Below are 21,960 nucleotides of genomic sequence, written 5' to 3'. Positions count from 1 at the left end.
CCGAAGACGGCCGTTCGGCGGCGACCCGGCAACTCGGCCCGGCGGACACCGGACATCCTGCTGACGCGGGTGGGAGGAGGCCTCCACTTTCATGCGACCCGGGCACGGCACGTTCGTGCAGACCCAGGTGGTCTGTGGGAAGCTTACCACCATGACCGAAGAACACCAGCATTCCGAGCCGCTCTCCGTCGGCGCCGACCACGAGGTCCGCGAGATCCACGAGGTCCCCGCGGTCGAGGTGATCACCACCACCGCCGTCCACCTGATGACCGCGGCCGCGGTCAAGGTGGGCCTGGCCGACTCCCCGGACGCCCGCGAGCTCGTCGACCTGGACGAGGCCCGCAAGCTCATCACCGCGCTGGCCGGCCTCATCACCGCCGCCGCCCCGGAGATCAGCAGCGCCCATGCCGGCCCGCTCCGCGACGGCCTGCGCAGCCTGCAGCTCGCCTTCCGCGAGGCCTCGCCCTACCCGGACGCCCCGGGCCAGGGCCCGGGCGAGAAGCTCACCGGCCCGGTCAACTGACCTCCCGCCCTCCCCCGAGGAGGGCTTCACGACGACGGCGTCCCACCCCACGAGGTGGAGCGCACCCGTGCTGTGGCCGGGCGGGCCCGGTGGGCCCGGAGCGGGCGGCGGGGGCCGTCGTCGAGAAGGGGAAGAGGAGGCCCTCAGCCCTCGGAGGCCACGTCATGGCCGGGGCGGGCCGTGCGGGCGCGGAAGTAGTCGGTCACCGGCTTCGTCAGGACGGACACCAGGCCGACGCCGGCCACCGCGAGGAGGATCAGCCCCGGCAGCACATCGCCCCCGGTGAAGATCCACGTGGAGATCAGGACGGCGAACACGAGGATCGCCACCGTGGCGCTGCGGCTCCACAGGCGACCGCGGAAGACGCCGGCCGCGACAGCCGCGACCCAGGCGGTGAGCGCGAGGTAGAGGACCACCAGGAACAGCTGGGCGCCGATGTTCAGCGTCCCCGTGCCCACGCTCATGGCCGCCGTCACGGTCAGCCCGGCCAACGCCGCGGCGATCAGGCCGAGGCTGGCGGTGACGAGCACGGTGCCGAAGGGGCGGGCGGGGGTCGCGGTGGCGGAATCGGCGTCCACGGGTTCTCCTTGCTCTTGCGGTCGCAGCCTCCACCGTAGTCGTGCGGCGGGCCGGGCCTGCACCGTGGCGCGGGCCTGCTGCACGAGGCGGCATTGTGACGAATCACTCACGCCTGCCGCCCGCGACTGCCCCTCAGACCCCTTGTCGGGGTGCAGGGCGCGTGGGAGGATTGACGCCGATGTTGTTCGGGGGCCGTTCATCTTCGGTCCCCGTTCTGTTTGCCCGGAGGTGGGCGGCGCGGCCCGGCCCCGCCCTGCCGGGACACGGGCTCTCAAGGGCCCGTTCGAGACCACCGTGACAGAAAGCGAGAGCGACCGAAGATGGATTGGCGTAGCCGTGCGGCCTGCCTGGACAAGGACCCCGAGCTGTTCTTCCCCGTGGGGAACACCGGCCCGGCCCTGCTCCAGATCGAGGAGGCCAAGACCGTGTGCCGCTCCTGCGAGGTCGTGGACACCTGCCTGAAGTGGGCCATGGAGTCCGGCCAGGACTCCGGCGTCTGGGGCGGCATGAGCGAGGACGAGCGCCGCGCCATGAAGCGCCGCGCCGCCCGCGCCCGCCGCGCCTCCTGACGCACCGCCCAGACCACGAGGGCCGGACCCCTGTGCGGGGTCCGGCCCTCGTCGTCGTGTGGGGCGGTCGCACGCGTGGGCGCCGGCTCAGTCCGCCGGGCCCACCGGAAGGCGCACCGTGACCCGCATGCCGCCTCCGGGCAGTTCCTCCCGTTCGAGGGTGCCGCCGAGGTCCGACTCGACGAGCGTGTGCACGATCTTCAGGCCGAGGCCGGAGCTGGTCAGATCCGTCAGCACGGCGTCCGCACAGTCCTGCCCGGTCTGCCGGGGCGGGGTGGCCGTTCCCGCACCCGAGTCCGTGACGGACACCTCGAGGACCTCCCCTGCCGGCGTCTCGACCCGGCCGGCGTTCAGGCCGAGGACGCCGCCGTCCGGGCCCGTCCCGTGCTCCACCGCATTGGAGGCGAGCTCGTTGACGACCAGGGCCAGAGGCGTGGTGACGTGCGAGGGCAGCAGGCCGAACTCACCTGTGACCTCCGTGGTCAACGGCCGACCGTCGCCGGCGATCTCCACCGCTAGGCAGAACTGGCGGGACATCAGGCCGTCCACGTCCACGTGCCCCTCCACGTCCTCGCTGAGGCTCTGGTGGACCAGGGCGATGGTGTCCACACGCTGCATCGCCTGCATCAGGGCCCGGCGCGTCTCGTCCGAGCCGGCCCTGCGGGCCTGCATCCGCAGCAGCGAGCCCACCGTCTGCAGGTTGTTCTTCACCCGGTGGTGGATCTCCCGGATGGTGGCGTCCTTGCTCATCAGGCGCTGTTCCTGGCGGCGCAGCTCGGTGACGTCGCGCAGCATCACGATCGAGCCCGTGCGGCCGGTCGCGCCCGAGAGGCGGATCGACCGGGCGGTCACCACGGAGCGGCCGACCTGGACCTCGGTGCGGCCGCTGCGCCGCCCCATGAGCACGGACCACATATCCTCGTCCATCGGACCCTGCGCGGACGCCAGCCCGGTCAGCACGGGCGCCACGGCATGGCCCTCGAGCGAGGTGGCCACCCCGAGGCGGGTGAGCGCGGAGACCGCGTTCGGGCTGGCGAACCGGACGACGCCCTCGGCGTCCAGGACCATGAGCCCGTCCCCCACCCGCGGGGTGCCGCCGATCCAGAAGGCCGGCGGGTCCTGGGGGTCGGGCCACCGACCGTGCTGGACCATGTCCAGCAGGCTGTCGGCCGCGGTGCCGTAGTTGCGCTCGATCGGCGAGAGCTCCGGCCGCGTGTGGGGATCGCGGTGGCCGCTGAGCACCGCGATGACCCGGCCGGCGCGGACCACGGGCCACAGACGCACGCGCAGGGTGCCGTCCGGCGCTTCGAGGGGGCCGGACCCCTCGGCCGGCTCCCCGTCATGCCACACCCGGTCCAGCAGCACGCGCAGGTCGGCGCGAGCGCGAGAGCCGACGATGTCCCGGTGGAACAGCGTCGGGGCGGTGACCGGTCTGGTCTGGGCCAGGGCCACGTACCCGGCGTCGTCGTGCGGCCGCGGCAGCGGCGCCCAGAGAACGAAGTCGGCCAGGGACAGGTCCGCCAGCAGCTGCCAGTCTCCGACCAGCATCTGCAGCCAGGTCCGGTCCTCGTCGGAGAGGTCCGGGTGGCGGCGCAGCGGGTCCGTGGCGATCGAGGTGACCATGGGCTCAGCCTAGTCCCGCCCAGCCGCCTCTCCGGGGGCCTCCACCACGGAGGGCACGGCCCGTTCGGCCGGGCCTGCCTCGGTCCTCGGCGCCGAAGCGCCCGCAGCGCGTCCCCTCCGCAGCGCGGCGGCCACGGCCGTGCCGAGTCGGCGCAGGGGCGAGAGGCGAGCACTCCCCGGGACGGTGACCGGACCCGGCGTCCGAGGCGGGCCCGGGTCCGCGAGCTCGCGCAGCGCCTTCCGCAGGGGGCTCTTGGGCGCCGCCTCGGCGAGCAGTTGACCGCCGAGCAGGGCCCGGTCACAGGCCGCCGGGTCGGCCGGCAGGAACGCCGTGATGGGCAGACCCGGGCCGAACCGCCGCCAGACCGCGGTGATCTGGGACTGCGGCGCGGTCCCGGAGGCTGCGGGACGGACCCTGTTGACCACCACCTCCGGCTTCGGGCCGTCCGGCACCGCCTCGCGGAGCGCGTCAACACCGCGCATCAGCCGGGGCAGCCCGACGGAGTCGCCGCCGCCGACGGCGAGGATGCGGTCCGCGGCCCGGAGAGCGGCCAGGGTCGCCCCGTTGCGCTGGGGTGCGGGGATGTCGAAGCTGAGCTCCTCGTCCTCTTCGAGGCAGAAGCCCACGTCCACCACGACCTCGTCCCAGCCCTCACGCGCGCACCGCATCACCTCCTCGAGTGCGGCGCCGCGCAGCTCGGGCCAGCGCTCCGGCCGGGTCAGTCCCGTCAAAACGCACAGGTCCGCGCCGGCGGCCCGGACCCGCACGGCCGCGCTGTCCAGGGCGCTGCGGTCAAGCCGTCCCCGGTCCGCGGCCCGGGCGGCCTGGGCGAGTCCGGCGGACTCGTCCGTGAGCCCGAGCAGCACCCCCGCCGCCGGTGCGTAGGTGTCCGCGTCCACGAGCAACACCCGGGCCCCCAGTGCGGCAGCCTCGGCGGCGAGGTTGACGGCCACGGTGGTCCGCCCCGGAGCCCCGGCCGGACCCCAGACAGCGGTGATCCGTCCGGCCCGCGGCCGACCCGATCCGGATGCGTCCGGGGTCGCGGCCGGGCCGGACGCTTCCGTGCCGCCGGCAGACGAGCGCCCCGCACGGACCCGCCGAGGATCTGCCTCGCCAGTGCTCCCGGACTCCTCCGGCGCGGTGTCCGCGGAGCCGAACTCGCCGACGGTCCCCGGATCCTGTGCCTCGGATGCGTCGGCACCGCCCGCCGGGGCCCCGTCAGCGGAGGCGCCGCCCGTGCCGGACGGGGACCGGCCGCGCCCCTGCGCCGCGTCCGCCGTCCTGCCGGGTCCTCCCACCGCATGTCCGGGCCGGAAGGCACCACCGTCCGCGACGGCGTTCTGCTCGATGCCCTGGTCGGCGGCCTGTTCCGGGCCTTGGCCGGCGTCCGGTCCCGTCCCGGTCAGCGTCTCGGGCAGGGGCTCGGCGTCGTCCGCGGCCGGGTCCTCCGCCACGCGGACGTGGCGCAGGCCGGTCTGCGCGTCCCGAGCCGCGGCGGCGAGGGCGTCCGCCAGCTCCAGCGGGTCGACGTCGGCGCGGAGCGTGCGGACGCCGAGGGCACGGGCCCGCGTCCGATCGGCCGAGACCTCGGACACCGCCACGAGGCCGACGGGACGGGGCAGGGAGTCGAGTTCGCCGAGCAGTCCCCGGGACAGCGGGGCGAGGTCTCCGGCCATGAGCAGGACATCGACGGTGCCGGAGCGGGCGACGGCGAGCAGCTCGGCGGCGTCCTCCACGCGCCGCAGGACGGTGACCTCGGACTGCACGCGCTCGAGCGGTCCCACCAGGTCCAGTCCCGGGACGAGGGTGGTCGCGACGAAGACCCGCATGTCAGTGACCGCCAAGGGTGGGGACGACGGTGATGCGGGCGTCCCGCACCTTGGCCTCCAGCAGCTCCGGCAGTTGGTCGGGGCCGACCATGGCCTGGACACGGATGCCCTCCCCCGCGCCGAACGCCCCGGTGTCCTCGACGAGCTCCGAGAGCTCGACGCGCTCGGCGATTCGCTCCGGGCGGGCGTAGCCGCGCCCCTCCTCTTCGGGCAGCGCCACCCAGACGTCCACCCGGTCTCCGACGCCGACGCCGGCGGGCAGCGGCTCGGCGAGGCTGAGGCCGACCGGCCTGCGCTGCTGCGGGTCTGCCTCCACGACGCCGCCTGCCGGGATGAGCTCCCCCTCGCGGACCGCGGCGAGGAGCATGCTGTCCACGGGCGCCGGCTCGTCCGCCGAGAGGTAGTGTCCGTCTGCCCCGGAGAGGTTGGCCTCGACCGGGACGAAGTGGTGCTCTGCCAGGGGTGCCCCGGGGGCCAGGTCCTTCTTCGCCGCCCAGTAGGCCTGGGTGCGGTCGGCCGACTGCAGCAGGGCGACGACGCCGGCCACCGAGGCCAGCACGAGCAGCAGTCCGACGATCAGCCGCGGGTCCCTCCAGCGTGGTCGGCGCAGGCGCGCGGCGGTCTCGGTCCCAGTGGATGCGGGCACGGAAGGTCCTCCCCCTCTTGGCGTCGTCGGGCCGCTTCCCGTCGCGGCCCGCGTCCCCCTCGTCGACCCCCGTTCCGGGCCGGAGACGCCCCGCCAGCATACTGACGCGTCACCCGGCGATGCGAGCCACGCCACACCCCTGTGGACAGCGGGGCCTGTGGACGCAGGCCGCCCGATCGGCACGGAGGGTGTTCAATGGTGTGGACCGCACCCGGGCGGGCTCCCGATCTGCACGACGGCGCCCGCCACACGACGAACGAGGTGACCATGCCGCGCTTCCTGACCCTGACCGACGTCGCCGAGACGCTGAACGTCTCGATGTCCCAGGCCCGCGCGATGGTCCGCAGCGGCGAGCTGCCGGCGATCCAGGTCGGCGGCCGAGGCCAGTGGCGCATCGAGCAGACGGTCCTCGAGGAGTTCATCGCGGACCAGTACGCCGCGACCCGCCGCAAGGTGGAACAGTGGGCCAAGGAGGACCAGCAGGCCTGAGCGGCCCCTCCCGCACGAGCGCGGGTCGGGTCCGGGACCGATCCGCCGGATCAGAGCGCGTGGCCGGCCGTGCGCACAAGGGCCACGGCCTCCAGCGGCACGACGAGGACCCCGCGCACGGACGATGCCCTGCGTGCGTCGTCACGGGCGTGCCTGGCGACGTCGATGTGGTCCGCCCCCACCCGGTCCACCGTCCCCTCCACGACGACGGCCCCGTCCAGGGCCACGACCTCGACCGCCGCGCGCGACCTGGCCACCCGGCGCAACACCGAACCCAGGGTCGGCCCACCGCCGAGGTGCCCCTCTGCGGTGACGGCCGCCGCCAAGGGGCCGTCCACCGCCGTGATCGCCGCCTGCCGGACCAGCACGGAGTCTCCGCCCGGCGTCCGCCCGCCGATCCACCCCTCCCCCACAGCCTGCACGGTCAGCTCGCACTGGTGCCCGTGACGCAGCAGCAGCCTCAGCGGGCGCCCGCGGGCGCCTCGCAGGCGGGCCGCCAACGGCAGGGCGGCCCACTCGCCACGGGTCAGCTCCGCCGCCTCGGCGAGGGTCTGCGCATGCAGCTGCCGCTCCCACTGGGCCTCCAGGTCTGCGAAGAGTCCGTCCCACCTCATGCCGCCAGCGTACCGAGGCGCGCCCTCCACACAGCCTCGTACATCACCAAAAAACATCAAACGAGATCATCTTCCAGCTATTGACATCATTCGACCCCACCTGTTGACTATGGGCACGATCACACATCGGAGCGCGGGCTCCGAGACGTCACCGGAGGGGAAGACCATGACCGTGACCGCACCGAGGGCCGCATCGTCCTCCACCTGGACCGCCGCGCCGAACGACTCGGCGACGACGCCTGGCCGCCGGCTGCGAGGAGCAGACCTGCTGTCCGCCGTCGCCTGCACGGTCGCCGGGCCAGCGTTCCTGTCCCTGGCGGACCGCCTGGCCGGGACGGCCCCGCAGACCGGCACGGCACGCCTCGAGCAGCTGCTCGCCCTGGGATGTGCCGCCCTCGGCCTCCTCCTCTGTCTCGCGTGGGCCGTCGCCCTGGTCAGCACCGCGCTCTGGGTGGTCGCGGCCCGCCGCGGAAGCAGGCATGCCGACGTCCTGGCCCGGTTCAGCCCGGCGCTGCTGCGGCGGCTGGCCGCAGCGGCCTTCGGGATCCACATCGCCCTCGCCCCCGGTGCCGCCGCGGACGACGCGCCCTCCGCCGCGTGGCTTCCGGCGCCGCCCGTCTCCGCGCAGACCGTCGGAGACGGCCCGTCCGCCCACTGGCTGCCCGACGCCCCCTCGCCCACCGGCCCGGGCCTGGCCCCTGCGCGCCGTGCCGACACCTCCGCCCCGACCGTGACCGTGGTCGACGGCGACTGCCTGTGGGACCTGGCCGCCGCCGAGCTCGGGCCGGACGCCACCGTGCTCGAGGTCGACGCCCGCTGGCGCGAGTGGCATCGCCACAACCGGGAGCTCATCGGTGACGATCCCCACGTCCTCTACACGGGGACCGTCCTGGAGGTCCCGCCGCACACCGGACACGTCCCACCCGCAGAGGACGGCCGGCCATGACCCGCATCACCCGAGCGACTCTCTCTCAGACCGCACCGCAGACCATCCCTGAGCACCAGGAGGACACGATGACCGCCGTCGACATGACCGACACCCCCGAGACCGCTGGCCCCCGCGCGCCTCGCCTCTCGTCAGGACGACCGCTCGTGGCCCCCGCTCCGGGAGGGCGGCCCCCGGCCAGGGGCACCGTCGGCGGCAGCCCCGCCGCCGTCCGGAACACCGTCGGTCGCTGGTCCTCCCTGGCCGCGCCTGCAGGCACCCTGCCCGGCCAGGCCGAGCTCACCCGTCGTGCCCGTGACGAGCGGGGCCGTGAGGATCACCGCGCGGTCCGGACGCTCGTGGGCGTCATCGCACTGGCCTGTGTGGAGGCGGAGGTGGGCCGCCGGCATCTGCGCGACCTGGCGGCCTGGCTCGACCTGCCGGTCTATGACAAGGTGGCCCGGCGCATCGCCCTGCTGGAGCGGACCGGGGCACGGATGACCACCGCCCAGCCGCCACGTCCCGTCGGCGCCCGCGTCTGCGAGGTCGCCCCCGGCCGGGTCGAGGCCAGCGCCTCCATCCGCTGCGGGGACCGGGTCCGGGCCATCGCACTGCGCATGGAGCGCCGGCTGAGCCGCTGGCGCGTGGTGGCCGTGGAGATCGGCTGAGCCGCCGCCCGCCCCTCCGGACACACGAGAACGGTCCGTCGCCTCCTGGAGGTGACGGACCGTCGTCGTGGAGGGGCGTGGACCCCGGCGGGCTGCTCCGGACGGGACCGTCCGGAGCGGGTCAGCGACCCTTCTTCTTCGCGGCCTGCTCGGCCCGACGGCGCTCGCGGCGTGAGCTGTACTGGGTGGTCGCGTCGGTCTCGCCGGAGCCCTGGCCCACGCCGTCGCCGCGATCGCGGCGCACCACGGTACTGCCGTCCTCTCCAGGACCGGACATGCGCAGCTGAGCGGGGCGGCGCGGAGACTCCAGACCCTCCACGTTGACCTGCGGCAACATCGTCGCGCCACGGGCGTCCGCCACACCGGGCAGGGACACCGGCTTCGGCGCCGCCGAGATGTCGGCGGAGAACAGGGTGCGCACGGAGTCCTCACGGATGCCGGCCATCATGGCCTGGTAGAGCAGGTAGCCCTCGCGCTGATACTCCACGAGCGGCTCGCGCTGCGCCATGGCGCGCAGGCCGATGCCCTCCTTGAGGTAGTCCATCTCGTACAGGTGCTCCTGCCACTTCTTTCCGATGACCGAGAGCACCACGCGGCGCTCGGCCTCGCGCAGGGCCTCGTCGCCGACCTGGGCCTCGCGGTCCTCGTAGGCGAGCAGGGCGTCCGAGGCGAGCTCGCGCTTGAGGGTGGCGGCCTTCAGGCGCGAGAGGCCGCCGGCCTCCTCCACGACCTCCTCATGCGTGATGCCCACCGGGTAGAGGGTGCGCAGGTCGGTCCACAGCTGGTCCAGGTCCCACTCGGCGGCGGTGCCCTCCTCCGTCGCGGCGTCCACCATGGCGCCCACCGCGTCCTCGACGAAGTTCCGGACCTTGTCCCTCAGGTCCTCGCCTTCGAGGATCGAGCGGCGGTCCGCGTAGATGGCCTCGCGCTGGCGGTTCATCACGTCGTCGTACTTCAGGACGTTCTTGCGCTGCTCGGCGTTGCGGCCCTCGACCTGGGCCTGCGCGTTCTGGATGGCCGAGGAGACCATCTTGAACTCGAGGGCCATGTCGTCCGGGATCGCGGCGGAGTTCATGATGCGCTGGGCTGCGCCCGGGTTGAAGTTGCGCATCAGCTCGTCCGTGAGGGACAGGTAGAAGCGGGACTCGCCCGGGTCGCCCTGGCGGCCCGAACGGCCGCGCAGCTGGTTGTCGATCCGGCGGGAGTCGTGGCGCTCGGTGCCGAGCACGTAGAGACCGCCTGCCTCGATCACCTTGTCGTGTTCCTCCTTGACCGCGCGCTGGGCATCCTCGAGGACCTGCGGCCACTTCTCCTCGTAGGCCTCGGAGTCGGTCTCGGGGTCCAGGCCAAGCTCCTGCATGCGGGCGACGGCGGAGAACTCGGCGTTGCCGCCGAGCATGATGTCGGTGCCGCGGCCGGCCATGTTGGTGGCGACGGTGACGGCACCGAGGCGGCCCGCCTGCGCCACGATCGCGGCCTCGCGGGCGTGGTTCTTCGCGTTGAGGACCTCGTGGCGGATGCCCTTCTTGGCGAGCAGCTTGGAGAGGTACTCGGACTTCTCCACGGAGGTGGTGCCCACCAGCACCGGCTGCCCGGTGGCGTGGCGCTCGGCGATGTCCTCCACCACCGCGTCGAACTTGACCTTCTCGTTCTTGTAGACGAGGTCGTTCTTGTCGACGCGCCGCTTCTCCTTGTTCGGCGGGATGACGACCACGCCGAGCTTGTAGGTGTTGGCGAACTCGGCGGCCTCGGTCTCGGCCGTGCCGGTCATTCCGGAGAGCTTCTCGTACAGGCGGAAGTAGTTCTGCAGGGTGACGGTCGCCAGGGTCTGGTTCTCCGCCTTGATCTGCACGCCCTCCTTGGCCTCGATGGCCTGGTGCATGCCCTCGTTGTAGCGGCGGCCCGGCAGCACGCGGCCGGTGTGCTCGTCGACGATCTGGACCTCGCCGTCGAGGACCACGTAGTCCTTGTCCCGCTTGAACAGCTCCTTGGCCTTGACGGCGTTGTTGAGGAACTGGATGAGGGTGGTGTTCTGCGCCTCGTAGAGGTTCTGGATGCCGAGGTGGTCCTCGACCTTCTCGATGCCTGGTTCGAGGACGCCGACGGTCTTCTTCTTCTCGTCCACCTCGTAGTCGGTGTCGCGCTCGAGGCGGCGGACCATGCGGGCGAACTCGCCGTACCAGCGGTTCGCGTCCCCCTGGGCCGGGCCAGAGATGATCAGCGGGGTGCGGGCCTCGTCGATGAGGATGGAGTCGACCTCGTCGACGATCGCGAAGTGATGCTCGCGCTGGACGAGCTCGTCCAGCGACCACGCCATGTTGTCGCGCAGGAAGTCGAAGCCGAACTCGTTGTTCGTGCCGTAGGTGATGTCCGCCTGGTACTGCCGACGGCGGGTGGCCGGGTCCTGGCCCGAGACGATGCAGCCGGTCTCCATGCCGAGGAAGCGGAACACGCGGCCCATGAGGTCGGCCTGGTAGGAGGCGAGGAAGTCGTTGACCGTGACGATGTGCACGCCCTTGCCCGTCAGGGCGTTGAGGTAGGCCGGGGCGGTGGCGACGAGGGTCTTGCCCTCACCGGTCTTCATCTCCGCGATGTTGCCCTGGTGCAGGGCGACACCGCCCATCAGCTGCACGTCGTAGTGGCGCTGGCCCAGGGTGCGGCCGGCGGCCTCGCGCACCGCGGCGAAGGCCTCCGGGAGGATCTGGTCGAGGGTCTCGCCGTCGGCGAGGCGCTCCGTGAAGCGGTCGGTCTCCTCCCGCACCTGGGCATCCGTCATGGCCCGGAACTCGTCCTCGAGCACATTGACGGCGTCCGTGATGCCCCGCAGCCGCTTGACGGCCCGGTTGTCCGAGATCTTGAGGATGCGGTCGATGATCGAGGGCACTGGCTTCTTCAGCTCCTTGCACGGTCGGGCGCGGACCGGCGGGGGCCTGCGGGCATGGTGGTGCCCGGGATAGAGGCCTGCGCCGGAACGTGGTCTGCGTGACAGTCTACGTCCGGCCGGCCGAGTGTTCGCTGAACGTGGACCGCGCCGGGCGTGCGCCCCGCGGACGGGGTCGTCCGCTCAGTCCCCGCGCAGCCTCCGAGCCAGGTCTCCCGGTGCACCGGAGGGCACGACGGGCCGCGGACACGGTCCGGACGCGGCGACGGCGCCCGTCCCGGTCAGGGCGGGCGCCGTCCGGCACGGAGCAGGTGCCGCTCACTCGGCGGCGGCCGCCTTCTTCTCGCCGTAGAAGCGCTCACGGCCGCCGTCCGGCACATGGTCCGCCGGCAGCGACTCGTCGAGGCTGATGACGCCGTACTGCCAGCCCTGCCGGCGATAGACCACGCCGGGCACGCCGGTCTCGGAGTTCTGGAACAGGTAGAAGTCGTGGCCGACGAGCTCCATGGCGTCGACGGCCTCATCCACCGTCATGGGCGTGACGGGGAACGTCTTCTCACGGATGCGGACGGGAGTGTCCTCGGGGACGTCCATGCCCGCGGCCTCCTCCTCCGCCTTGCGGGCGGCGAGGACCTGCTCGACGAGCGAGACGTTGGAGTCGACCGGGACCATGTCCGCGGTGGCCTCGGCCACAGAAGCCTGCCGGCGGCGGTCCTTGCGGCGGTCGTGCAGCCGGCGCAGGCGCTCGGACAGGCGCGTGAAGGCCTTGTCGAAGGCCACCGTCTTGTCGTCGTCGTCCGCCTCGGTGCGGACCACGGTGCCGTTGCCGCGGAGGGTGACCTCCACCTTCACGTTCTGCTCGGAGTGGCGCCGGCTGGAGGGCCTGGACGTCTTGACCTCGATGGAGTCCGCACCGGCGGCGAGGTGCTCGAGTCGGGCGACACGCTCACGGACGTGCTCGCGGTAGGTCTCGCTCGGCGTGATGTTGCGGGCGATGAAGCTGACATCGATGGTCATGGCGTCCTCCTAGGGTCGTCCTGTCGCTTCCCGCGGCCCTCCCACGCCGGCCTCGGCCGGACCCGGAGAGCGCAACGGCGGCTGGTGGAGAGCGTCTCACTCCTTCCAGCCGCCGGCGGGGCGGGATCGGAAGACCGATCCCGTGCCTCCACCCTACGTGAGGCAGGACACACTGTCAGCTTCGCCGTCAGCCTCGTCGGAGCGTTCCGCCGACGGCGAATCCGGGGGCGCCACCCCGGCCACCGCGGCAGCCGCGACCGGCACCCCGCCCGCTCTGCGGACCTGACGCGCCAGTGCCGCCAGCGTCGCACCGGTCGTGACCACGTCGTCCACCAGCACGACCGGGGTCCCCGGGGCCAGCCGACGGCCCACCCGCCAGCCGCGCCGGCGACGGCGCCGGGCCACTGAGGTGGCGCCCGCGTGGGAGGCCGCCGCCGGCGCCAACAGGTCCGCCGCACCGGGCAGGGCGGGCCGGACCACGTCGCGGCGCACCGCGGCCGGCCAGGGCAGCGGCGCCGCCAGCAGCTCGGCCACCGGATCGCAGCCGCGTCGCAGGTGGCCGGTCAGGGAGCCGGGGACGGGGACGAGCACCGGCGGTGGGGCCTGCTCGCCCAGACGGCCCGCGGCGATGTGCTCGGCCGCCCAGAGCGCCCGCACGTCCGGGTCGTCCAGGGCAGCATGGACGGCCTGCAGCAGGCCCGGTGCGAGCAGGCGGCGCAGGTGCAGCGCATCGTGGTCCTTGAAGGCGAGCACGGCGGTGGACAGCGGTGCCGCGTACTGCCCTGCGACGATCGTCGGCAGGGGCGCACCGGTGAGGACCAGCGGCAGGGCCGCCGCGTGCTCCTCGATGCGGACCGGCGTGGACAGGGCGTGCCGCAGCGCCGCCGTGCAGTCGGGACACAGGCGCCGGCCCGGTGCGGCGCAGACGGCACAGTCGGCCGGGAGGAACAGGTCGATGACGTCGGCGAGCAGCGAGGACATGGGGCCAGTCCACCCGTCCTCGCCGCGGCCGGAGGCCCCGGCCCCAACGATGTGCGGGACGCAGCGCGCTGTGCAGGAGGGGCGGACGGGTCAGCCGGGGAAGGCCAGGTCCCGGACGGCGCGGGTGAGCTCCTGGCTGCGCCACGAGGAACCCAGAAGCAGGTACACGCCGTTCTCGGTCTCCGCGTAGAAGGACTGCGAGTCCCCCGCGGAGAACCCGGTCAGGCCGGCGAGGGGGTTCAGGGTGCGACGGGTGCCGTCGAGGGAGATCACCTGCGGTTCGATCTTGTCCTCGGCGTCGTCGGCATAGTCGGTGACCGCCAGCGTGACGTCGTCGACCCAGAAGACGTCGCGCATGGGGACGGTCGTCTCGAGCGTCTGCGGGTCGGTGAGCGAGGACGGCACGCCGTCCTCGCCGCGCACCACGCCGGCCACGCGCAGGCTCATGGTGCCCTCCGACTCGACGAGCAGCGCCGCCCGGGTGCCGGTCGGTCCGACCTGCAGGGCGCGGATGGTCTCGTCCGACGTCAGCCAGGGGGTGCTGACCTCACGGGCGGTGCCGTCCTCCTGGTCGCCCAGCGGGACGGCCCGGATGCGGGAGGAGCTGCCGGAGTCCACCGTCCAGGCCCAGTCCAGTCCGTCCACGGTGGGGCGGGTCAGGGAGATGCCTGAGACGATCTGCTTCAGGGTGCCCTCGGTGTCCGCACGGTACATCTTCGTTCGATCGGAGGTGAGGAACACGAAGTCGGTGCGGGCACGGTTCATCGCAGGCTCGACCGGGTCGAGCGCCGAGACGTTCCGGAGCCCGCCGACCGGGGTCACGCTGAGGCCCTGGAAGAAGGCGAGCGTCCGGTTGGTCGGGTCGACGCCGACCTGGACGGTGCCCTTCGAGGGGTTCACCTCGACGGGGTCGAGATGGTCCGCCTCGCCCTCCACCGCCAGCGGGTCCAGGTCCACGGTGACCTCGACGCTCTCGACGGTGCTCAGGCCCTCGAGGGTCATCTCGATCTGCTGGCGCAGCCGCTCGCGGCGGTCGGAGTCCATGCCGTCCACCGTCGAGGCGGCGAGGTCGACGGAGGCGACGCCGTCGGTCACCGGGACGGTCGGGCGGGACAGCTGGGAGCCGCTGCCGGCGGGGAAGGCCGAGACGACGGCGCCGCCGAGGGGCTCCGCGGGCCCTGCCAGCAGGGCCCGGGTCATCGCCGCGGCAGTGGTGCCCCGGTTGATGAACCAGCGCACGTCCGGCACGGCATAGGTGAAGGTCGGGTCGAAGAAGTACAGCTCGTGCGGCGCATAGATTGCGGCGAACTGGGAGCCGGAGAGCATCGTCCCGTCCTCGGCGGCGCTGATGCGGCGCTGCCCGTCGACGTCGGTGACGGTCAGCTCCCAGGCCTCGGTGGTGCCGGAGGGCACCGCGGTCCTGATGCCGTTCTGGTCCACGATGGAGTCGATCTCCACCTGGACGAGGTAGGTGCCGTCCTCGTCTACGCGGGTGACGGTCGGCTGCGAGGAGTAGACCACCGTGCGGCGGTGGGGGTCCCAGTCCGTGGAGGCGTCGCCGGTCAGGTACTGGCGGGCGATCGCGTAGTCGTCCTGGGGACCGACTCCGGCGGCGAGGAAGCCTCGGATGATCTCGGGGGCCTCGGCGTCGCGCACCGGACCGGCCGGGACGTACAGCGGAACGTCCTGCTCCTGCTCGGCGCCTGCCAACGGTGGGGAGGTGCCCACCGGGGAGGACGTCGGCACCTGCGCGCACGCGGACAGGGCCAGGGAGGCGGCGGCCAGCACGGCGAGGGCGAGCCGGCGGCGCCCGGCGGCGGTCTCTGCGGTCATCGTGGGTCCTCCTCTCGGGACGTGTCGCGCAGCGCCTGCTCCTGCGTGCGGTCGATCTCACCGGTGTCCACGTCCTCGTCCGGACCCACCGGGTCGGGACGGTCGACCCCGGCGTCCATGAGCGGCCGGTGGGGGTCTGAGGCGAGGCGGCGCTCGCGGACGTCGTAGACGGGCGGCAGGGCCAGGGCGGCGTGGTCCACCATCGTCTCCTCGGAGTGCGGGACGCCGGCCGGGGGCTGGTCGCACGGGACCGTGAGCAGGAAGCAGGAGCCGACGCCCAGCTCGCCCCAGGCGGCGAGGCTGCCGCCGTGGATGCGGGTGTCCTCGGTGGCGATGGACAGGCCGAGCCCGGAGCCGCCCGTGGTGCGGGTGCGGGCCGGGTCGGCGCGCCAGAAGCGGTCGAAGACGCGTTCGACCTGCTCGGCGGACATCCCGATGCCGTGGTCCACCACACCGACGGAGACGACCTCGCCGTCTCCGGAGACCACGACGTCCACGGGGTGGCCCTCGGCGTGCTCGATGGCGTTGTTCACGAGGTTGCGGACGATGCGCTCGATGCGGCGGGGGTCCACGCGGGCCAGGAAGCTGGAGCCCTGCGGGACCACGAAGACCTCCACTCCGGCGCGGTCGGCCAGGGGCTGTGAGGTGAGGATGACGTCGTTGCAGAGCGCGAAGAGGTCGGTCTCCTCGAGGGCGAGCATGGCGGCGCCGGCGTCGAAGCGGGTGATCTCGAGCAGGTCGGCCAGCATCGCCTGGAAGCGGTCCACCTGGTGGTAGAGCAGCTCGGTGGAGCGGCGGTTCACCGGGTCGAAGTCGTCTCGGGAGCCGTAGAGGACGTCGGCGGCCATGCGCACGGTGGTGAGCGGGGTGCGCAGCTCGTGGGAGACGTCGGAGACGAAGCGCTGCTGCATCTGGGACAGCTGGGCCAGCTGGGTGATCTGGTCCTGGATGTTGTCTGCCATGCGGTTGAAGGAGGTTCCGAGGCGGGCGACCTCGTCCTCGCCGTGGACCGGCATGCGGACCTCGAAGTTGCCGCGGGAGAGGGTCTCGGCGGCCAGGGAGGCCTGCTGCACGGACTGCACCACGAGGCGGATCACTGCGGCGGAGACCACCACGTTGAGCAGCACGAAGCCGGAGCCGAAGAGCATGAGCACGCGCAGCACGGAGTCCAGCGAGTTCTGCACGTCGGAGAGGTCGTAGACCAGGTAGAGGGAGTAGCCGGAACCGGGCGGGAGGATCACCTGGGTGCCGAAGGCCAGTGCCGGATGGACCGTCCCGCCCTCGTCCTCCATCGCCATATGGGCGTAGTAGACGCCGGTGCCGGCGGCGACGGCGGACTTGAGGTCGGCGGGGATCGATCCCGAGTCCAGCTGCGAGGAGGAGACACGGCCGATGTCGGCCGAGTCCGTGTCCGGCAGGGGCTCGAGCATGAACCGGCGGCCGAGCGTGGAGGAGTCGCCCTCGAGGGAGCGCAGGGTCTGGGACACCATGACGTCGGTCAGCGGCGTCTCGGGGGTCCCGGCCAGGGCGAAGGTGTCGCGGACCTGGGCCAGGGATCGGTTCGCATCGACCTCGATCTGCTCGAAGCGGGCCTCGACGAGCGCGTCGGAGATCTGCTGGGCGAAGAAGAGGGCGAGCAGCCCCGAGGCCACGAAGGTGAGCACACCCACCATGATGGAGGTGCGCAGCTGCAGCGACCGCCGCCACGCGCGCCGCAGCCGGTGGAGCCAGTGCAGCGGGTTCAGCCGGGAGTGCCGGACCGGCTCGGGCTCGGCGACGACCGGGACGGCCCCGGCGGCCGGCAACGTGCGGGTGTCCCGTTCCTCCTGGTCCAGGGCCTGGGCCACGGCCTCAGCCCTGGCCGGCCTTGTATCCGACGCCGCGGACGGTGAGCACGACGGTCGGGTTCTCCGGGTCCGGCTCGACCTTGGAGCGCAGGCGCTGCACGTGGACGTTCACCAGGCGGGTGTCGGCCTGGTGGCGGTAGCCCCAGACCTCCTCCAGGAGCATCTCGCGGCTGAAGACCTGCCAGGGTTTGCGGGCGAGGGCGACGAGCAGGTCGAACTCGAGCGGGGTCAGGGAGATGACCTCGTCCCCGCGGCGGACCTGGTGGCCGGCCACGTCGATGTCCAGGCCGCCGATCTTCAGGGTTTCGGGGGCACGGGAGTCGCCCTCGCGCAGGCGGGCGCGGACACGGGCCACGAGCTCGGCGGGCTTGAACGGCTTGGGGACGTAGTCGTCGGCGCCGGACTCGAGGCCGCGCACCACGTCCGCGGTGTCGGACTTGGCGGTGAGCATGACGATCGGCACGTCGGACTCGGCACGGATGAGCTTGCAGACCTCGATGCCGTCGATGCCCGGCAACATGAGGTCGAGCAGGACGAGGTCCGGGCGCACCGCGCGGAAGGTGGGCAGCGCGGAGGAACCGTCCTTCACGAACGCCGGCTCGAAGCCGTCGTTGCGCAGGACGATGCCGATCATCTCGGCCAGGGCCTCGTCGTCGTCCACGACCAGGATGGTGGCTCGGCTCATCTGGGCCTCCTCTGCTAGTCCTCTGCTGGTCCCCTGCGCCTGTGCACGGGATGCCTCGGCAGGACCTGCCCGGCCCCGCCCGATGTCTGTGGGCCAGCTTATCGTCCCCTGGCCGGGCAGCCCGTCACCGTGCTCTGGGACGGACCTGCAGCATCAGCCGGCCAGGTCTGTGCGGCGGTCCTCGAGCTCGTCCGCGGCCTGCGCCGTCCGGCGCAGCGCTTCCTTCCCGACGACGGCCGGCCCCATCATGGTCCAGCCGACGGTCAGCGCGGGGTCCAGTCCGACGCGTTCGACGTCCCGCATCAGCGCCGCGGGTCCGCGGCCGGCCACGTGCCGGATCGCCAGCGGTCGGCCGGCCTCGCTCCAGCCGCCGACGACGTCCCAGGCGGCGGGGCCGGCAGGGACGTCCGGGTCCGGGGCGTCCAGGGCCACGCCCACGGTCTGGGCGGCCGAGCCGCTGCGTCCGTCGTCCGCAGCGGGGGCAACCGGCGTCGGCAGGGCCTCGGAGGCCAGCAGAGCCAGCTCGGCCGGGCCGGGGCCCTCCTCCGCGGAGCAGCCACGACGGCCGGCGTCGATCCACACCTGCGCGGGCGCCACGCCCGAGGCCCGGGCCTCCTCGCCGGCGAGGACGGCCAGGGCCGCCCGCCAGTGGGTCCGGGCCTCGTCACGGGGCACGGAGCGCACGGTGCGGTACCCGGACGCGGTGGGCAGGGCTCCGGCGAGCACCGCGGCGGCCAGGGGCTCGTCGATCCACAGGGCTGTGCGGCGGGCACCGGCCTCGGTGCGAAGCCGAGACAGCAGACCTGCCACGCCCTCGGTCCAGGCCGCGGCCACGTCCCGGCGGGCACCGGCGTCCACCGCCACACGCTCGCCGCCGGGCAGCCACAGGCTCCCGAGCAGACTCAGCGGCCCGACGACGCGGACGGCGAGACGGTCGATCCCGATCCCCTCGGCGCCGGCAGTGTCCGCCAGACGGTGCAGGTCCTCGGACAGGTGCGCGGTGGCACGGCGATGGTCCATGCCGTTGCTCCGGGCCCCGGGCGGGCTGATGCGCCAGCCGTGCGGCTGCAGGTCCACGGCGAGGTCCGGCAGCAGTGCGGCGGTGCGGCCGACCGGTTCGGCCCCGGGCCCACGGTCCGGCAGCTCGGGCAGCAGCGGCCAGTGCGCGTCCCCCGCCTCGCCGAGGGTGGCCAGGGCCGCCTCGGCCGCGTTCAGGCCCCGCCAGGTGCCGCCCACGAGGGCACGCACCCGTCCCGGCTCCGCCGGCTCGGCCGCCGGGGCGAGCCCGTGCCGGGCGGCTTCGGCCGGGTCCACGGCGAGCGGAGAGACGGAGTCGCGTGCCGTCGTCGGGGCGGGATCAGTCGTCATGCCGGGCCTGCCCGTCGTGCTCCTCCTCGGCGATCGCCTGGTGGTGGCGGATGACCTCGGCGATGACGAAGTTGAGGAACTTGGCGGCGAACTCGGGCTCGAGGTCGGCGTCCTCGGCGAGCGCCCTCAGGCGTGCGATCTGCGCCGTCTCACGACCGGGGTCTGAGGGCGGCAGCTCGTGCTCGGCCTTGAGCCGGCCCACGCGCTGGGTGAACTTGAAGCGCTCGGCGAGCAGATAGACCAGGGACGCGTCGATGTTGTCGATGCTCCCGCGGATCGCATAGAGCTCCTGAAGGACGGCCGGCTCCGCGGAACCGGCGAGGGAGCTGGCGTGGGGGTCGTACTGCGCGCTCATGCCAGCCACCCTACAAACGGCGGGCGGCCCGGTCCTGGCCGTCTCACTGCGCGGGCCGGTCTCGGTCCGGCTCCGCTGTCCGTTCCCCGTCCGGTCCCGGCGCCTCGTCCAGGGCCCGGTTCCGGGCGCGGTCGATCGTGACCTGGCCCAGCACGCGGGTGCCGCGGTAGAGCACGGCGGTCTGGCCCGGCGCCACGCCCCGCAGCGGGCGTTCCGGCCGGATCAGCCAGCGCTCGCCGCCGGCGCCCACCCGGGCGAGGGCCGGGACGATCTCCCCGTGGGCGCGGAACTGCAGCTGACAGTCGAACCAGTCCCCCGCCGCGGCCTCGGGCAGCGGTGCGCCGGCCCAGGTGGGGCGGATGCCCTCGATGCGATCCACGTCCAGCAGCTCGCGGCCGCCGACCACCACGGTGTTCTCCTTCGGCCGCACCTCCAGCACGAAGCGCGGCTTCCCGTCCGGGGCGGGACGGCCGATGGCCAGGCCCTTGCGCTGGCCCACGGTGTAGGCCTGGGCGCCGGTGTGGGTGCCGAGGCGCTCGCCGTCGGTGCCGAGGATGGCCCCGGGGGCCAGGTCGATGCGCTCGGCGAGCCAGCCGCGGGTGTCCCCGTCGGGGATGAAGCAGATGTCGTGGGAGTCGGGCTTCTGCGCCACGGACAGCCCGCGCTCGGCGGCCTCGGCGCGCACGAGCTCCTTGGAGGGGGTGTCGGCCAGCGGGAAGAGGCAGTGCTCGAGCTGTTCGGCGGTGAGGACGCCGAGGACGTAGGACTGGTCCTTGGCGTCGTCGGCGGCACGGTGCAGCTCCGGGGTGCCGTCCGGGCCGGGGCGCACGGCGGCGTAGTGGCCGGTGCAGACGGCGTCGAAGCCGAGCTGCAGGGCCCGCTCGAGCAGCGCGGCGAACTTGATCTTCTCGTTGCAGCGCATGCAGGGGTTCGGGGTGCGGCCCGCGGCGTACTCGGCCACGAAGTCGTCCACCACGTCCTCCTTGAACCTCTCGGAGAAGTCCCAGGTGTAGAACGGGATGCCGAGCCGCTCGCAGGCGCGCCAGGCGTCCGAGGCGTCCTCGATGGTGCAGCAGCCGCGGGAGCCGGTGCGCAGGGTGCCGGGCATGCGGGACAGCGCCAGGTGCACGCCCACCACCTCGTGCCCGGCGTCCACGGCACGCGCCGCGGCGACGGCGGAGTCGACTCCCCCGGACATGGCGGCCAGGACCTTCACGGTCGGACCCCTCTCTCGACGACGGACGGGCGGTCCAGTCTAGACGCCCGGCCCCAGCAGCGTCCGCAGCGCGTCGATGAGCGCGGCCGCCTCGGCCGGCGTCGTCGTCCGACCGAGGGTGAACCGCTGGGTGGCCCGTGCGTCGGCCTCCGTCCGCCCCGGCAGGGCCGCGACCACGTGCGACGGCTCGGCCACCCCGGCGGTGCACGCCGACCCGGACGAGGTGTCCAGTCCGGCCATGTCGAAGGAGAACAGCAGCGCGTCCGCCGTCCGCCCGGGCACGGTGATGTGGACGTTGCCGGGCAGCCTGCGCGTCCCCAGCGGCAGCGGCGTCCCCGTCGCCGGGTCGAGGTCCCTCGGCCCGGTCAGACGCACCCCGTCCAGGGCGTCGACGGCGGCGATCACCTCGTCCCGCAGCGCGCCCAGCCGGGCGGCCTCGGCAGGCTGCTCCGCGACAGCCTCCGCCACGGCGGCAGCGAGCGCCGCGGCCAGCGCCACCGAGACCGTGCCCGAGCGCAGGCGGCGTTCCTGGCCGCCGCCGTGCAGCACCGCCTCCAGCGTGACGTCCCGGCGCACCAGCAGGGCGCCGACACCCACGGGGGCGCCGACCTTGTGACCCGAGACGGCCAGACTCGCGGCCCCGGACGCGGCGAAGTCCACGGGCACCGCCCCGAGTGCCTGGACGGCGTCGGTGTGCATCGGAACCCCGTTTTCGGCCGCGAGCCGCGCGGCCTCGGCCACGGGCTGGACCGTGCCGATCTCGTTGTTGGCCCACATCAGCGTGGCCAGGGCGGTCCGTTCGGGTGCGGCGGCCAGCGCGGTCTCCCATGCGGCGAGGTCGACCCGCCCGTCGTCGTCGACCGGGACGAGCACCGGCTCGGCGCCCTCGTGCGCGGCGAGCCAGTCCACCACGTCGAGGACCGCGTGGTGCTCGATGCCGGTCAGCACGATCCGGGTGCGCTCCGGCGCCGCGGCGCGGCGGGCCCGATACAGCCCCTGGACGGCGAGGTTGTCCGCCTCGGTGCCCCCGGACGTGAGGATCACCTCGGTGGGGTGCGCCCCGAGCGCCGCGGCGATGCGCTCCCGCGCCTGCTCGAGGCACAGCTTCGCCCGGCGGCCGGAGGCGTGGAGGGAGGCCGGGTTGCCCGGCAGCGCGGCCGCCTCGGTCAGGGCCTTCAGCGCGGCCGGCCGCACCGCCGTGGTGGCGGCGTGGTCCAGGTGCACGCGGTCCGGGGTGGTCACCCGGCCAGTCTAGGTGTACCCGGCCATCACGTTGATGACACTCGTTGAGCGGGAGTCTTGCCCCCAAGC

At 73.5% G+C, this 21,960-nt stretch carries 20 protein-coding genes; 5 read left to right on the top strand and 15 right to left on the bottom strand.

Annotation, left to right across the window (positions count from 1 at the left end; all coding sequences use genetic code 11):
* Positions 1-151: 151 nt before the first annotated feature.
* Entirely contained in the window at positions 152-523 is a 372-nt protein-coding gene (locus FM125_RS00100; RefSeq protein ID WP_067191907.1) for a DUF1844 domain-containing protein, read from the top strand.
* 143 nt (positions 524-666) lie between these two features.
* On the opposite strand, the gene FM125_RS00095 is transcribed toward FM125_RS00100, so the two are convergent.
* Positions 667-1,101, bottom strand: a complete 435-nt coding sequence (locus tag FM125_RS00095) for a hypothetical protein (protein WP_067191899.1) — start codon at positions 1,099-1,101, stop codon at positions 667-669.
* Positions 1,102-1,422: 321 nt separating this feature from the next.
* Between FM125_RS00095 and FM125_RS00090 the strand changes: the two genes are divergently transcribed.
* Positions 1,423-1,671 (top strand): WhiB family transcriptional regulator, encoded by a 249-nt coding sequence (locus FM125_RS00090; RefSeq protein WP_067191901.1) that lies wholly within the window; start codon positions 1,423-1,425, stop codon positions 1,669-1,671.
* An 87-nt stretch (positions 1,672-1,758) separates the two neighbouring features.
* On the opposite strand, the gene FM125_RS00085 is transcribed toward FM125_RS00090, so the two are convergent.
* The 3 genes from FM125_RS00085 to FM125_RS00075 are packed head-to-tail and all read right to left on the bottom strand — an operon-like array spanning position 1,759 to position 5,770.
* Positions 1,759-3,294 carry a sensor histidine kinase gene (locus tag FM125_RS00085; protein WP_087133248.1) on the bottom strand — a complete coding sequence of 512 codons (1,536 nt, stop codon included), beginning with the start codon at positions 3,292-3,294 and terminating at the stop codon, positions 1,759-1,761.
* A 9-nt stretch (positions 3,295-3,303) separates the two neighbouring features.
* Positions 3,304-5,124, bottom strand: a complete 1,821-nt coding sequence (locus tag FM125_RS00080) for a CpaE/TadZ family protein (RefSeq protein ID WP_087133247.1) — start codon at positions 5,122-5,124, stop codon at positions 3,304-3,306.
* 1 nt (position 5,125) lies between these two features.
* The gene (locus tag FM125_RS00075) at positions 5,126-5,770 is read right to left on the bottom strand and encodes a CpaB family protein (RefSeq protein WP_067191294.1); all 645 of its coding nucleotides are present in this window, start codon (positions 5,768-5,770) and stop codon (positions 5,126-5,128) included.
* 195 nt (positions 5,771-5,965) lie between these two features.
* Between FM125_RS00075 and FM125_RS00070 the strand changes: the two genes are divergently transcribed.
* Entirely contained in the window at positions 5,966-6,259 is a 294-nt protein-coding gene (locus tag FM125_RS00070) for a helix-turn-helix domain-containing protein (RefSeq protein WP_425435760.1), read from the top strand.
* A 50-nt stretch (positions 6,260-6,309) separates the two neighbouring features.
* Here FM125_RS00070 and FM125_RS00065 read toward each other — a convergent pair whose 3' ends face one another.
* Positions 6,310-6,873, bottom strand: coding sequence for a hypothetical protein (locus tag FM125_RS00065; RefSeq protein WP_087133246.1), 564 nt, complete (start codon positions 6,871-6,873; stop codon positions 6,310-6,312).
* Positions 6,874-7,039: 166 nt separating this feature from the next.
* Between FM125_RS00065 and FM125_RS00060 the strand changes: the two genes are divergently transcribed.
* Positions 7,040-7,819: a LysM peptidoglycan-binding domain-containing protein gene (locus FM125_RS00060; protein WP_087133245.1), complete on the top strand. Its 780-nt coding sequence runs from the start codon at positions 7,040-7,042 to the stop codon at positions 7,817-7,819.
* Positions 7,816-8,466, top strand: a complete 651-nt coding sequence (locus tag FM125_RS00055) for an Rv3235 family protein (protein WP_067191288.1) — start codon at positions 7,816-7,818, stop codon at positions 8,464-8,466. Before FM125_RS00060 ends, FM125_RS00055 begins: the two co-directional genes overlap by 4 nt.
* Positions 8,467-8,587: 121 nt before the next feature.
* Here FM125_RS00055 and secA read toward each other — a convergent pair whose 3' ends face one another.
* From secA to FM125_RS00005, 10 genes are all read right to left on the bottom strand, one after another.
* Positions 8,588-11,350: a preprotein translocase subunit SecA gene (gene secA, locus FM125_RS00050; RefSeq protein WP_087133244.1), complete on the bottom strand. Its 2,763-nt coding sequence runs from the start codon at positions 11,348-11,350 to the stop codon at positions 8,588-8,590.
* Between the two features lie 315 nt (positions 11,351-11,665).
* Positions 11,666-12,364 (bottom strand): ribosome hibernation-promoting factor, HPF/YfiA family, encoded by a 699-nt coding sequence (gene hpf / locus FM125_RS00045; protein ID WP_087133243.1) that lies wholly within the window; start codon positions 12,362-12,364, stop codon positions 11,666-11,668.
* 153 nt (positions 12,365-12,517) lie between these two features.
* Positions 12,518-13,345, bottom strand: a complete 828-nt coding sequence (locus FM125_RS11885; protein WP_087133242.1) for a hypothetical protein — start codon at positions 13,343-13,345, stop codon at positions 12,518-12,520.
* A gap of 90 nt (positions 13,346-13,435) precedes the next feature.
* Positions 13,436-15,178, bottom strand: coding sequence for an LpqB family beta-propeller domain-containing protein (locus FM125_RS00035; protein ID WP_067191279.1), 1,743 nt, complete (start codon positions 15,176-15,178; stop codon positions 13,436-13,438).
* The gene (gene mtrB, locus FM125_RS00030) at positions 15,175-17,025 is read right to left on the bottom strand and encodes an MtrAB system histidine kinase MtrB (protein WP_245829655.1); all 1,851 of its coding nucleotides are present in this window, start codon (positions 17,023-17,025) and stop codon (positions 15,175-15,177) included. The genes FM125_RS00035 and mtrB overlap by 4 nt, the downstream gene beginning before the upstream one ends.
* A gap of 4 nt (positions 17,026-17,029) precedes the next feature.
* Positions 17,030-17,710 carry an MtrAB system response regulator MtrA gene (gene mtrA, locus FM125_RS00025; protein ID WP_067191275.1) on the bottom strand — a complete coding sequence of 227 codons (681 nt, stop codon included), beginning with the start codon at positions 17,708-17,710 and terminating at the stop codon, positions 17,030-17,032.
* A 153-nt stretch (positions 17,711-17,863) separates the two neighbouring features.
* A complete protein-coding gene (locus FM125_RS00020) occupies positions 17,864-19,078 on the bottom strand; it encodes a hypothetical protein (RefSeq protein WP_087133241.1) in 1,215 nt (404 codons plus the stop codon).
* The gene (locus FM125_RS00015; RefSeq protein WP_087133240.1) at positions 19,068-19,433 is read right to left on the bottom strand and encodes a chorismate mutase; all 366 of its coding nucleotides are present in this window, start codon (positions 19,431-19,433) and stop codon (positions 19,068-19,070) included. The genes FM125_RS00020 and FM125_RS00015 overlap by 11 nt, the downstream gene beginning before the upstream one ends.
* Positions 19,434-19,476: 43 nt before the next feature.
* Entirely contained in the window at positions 19,477-20,649 is a 1,173-nt protein-coding gene (gene mnmA / locus FM125_RS00010) for a tRNA 2-thiouridine(34) synthase MnmA (RefSeq protein ID WP_087133239.1), read from the bottom strand.
* Between the two features lie 39 nt (positions 20,650-20,688).
* The gene (locus tag FM125_RS00005; protein ID WP_087133238.1) at positions 20,689-21,891 is read right to left on the bottom strand and encodes a cysteine desulfurase family protein; all 1,203 of its coding nucleotides are present in this window, start codon (positions 21,889-21,891) and stop codon (positions 20,689-20,691) included.
* Positions 21,892-21,960 lie beyond the last annotated feature (69 nt).

The sequence above is a fragment of the Micrococcus lylae genome (assembly GCF_900163825.1).
GTDB lineage: Bacteria > Actinomycetota > Actinomycetes > Actinomycetales > Micrococcaceae > Micrococcus > Micrococcus lylae.
This window is presented reverse-complemented; position numbering and strand designations above follow the sequence as displayed.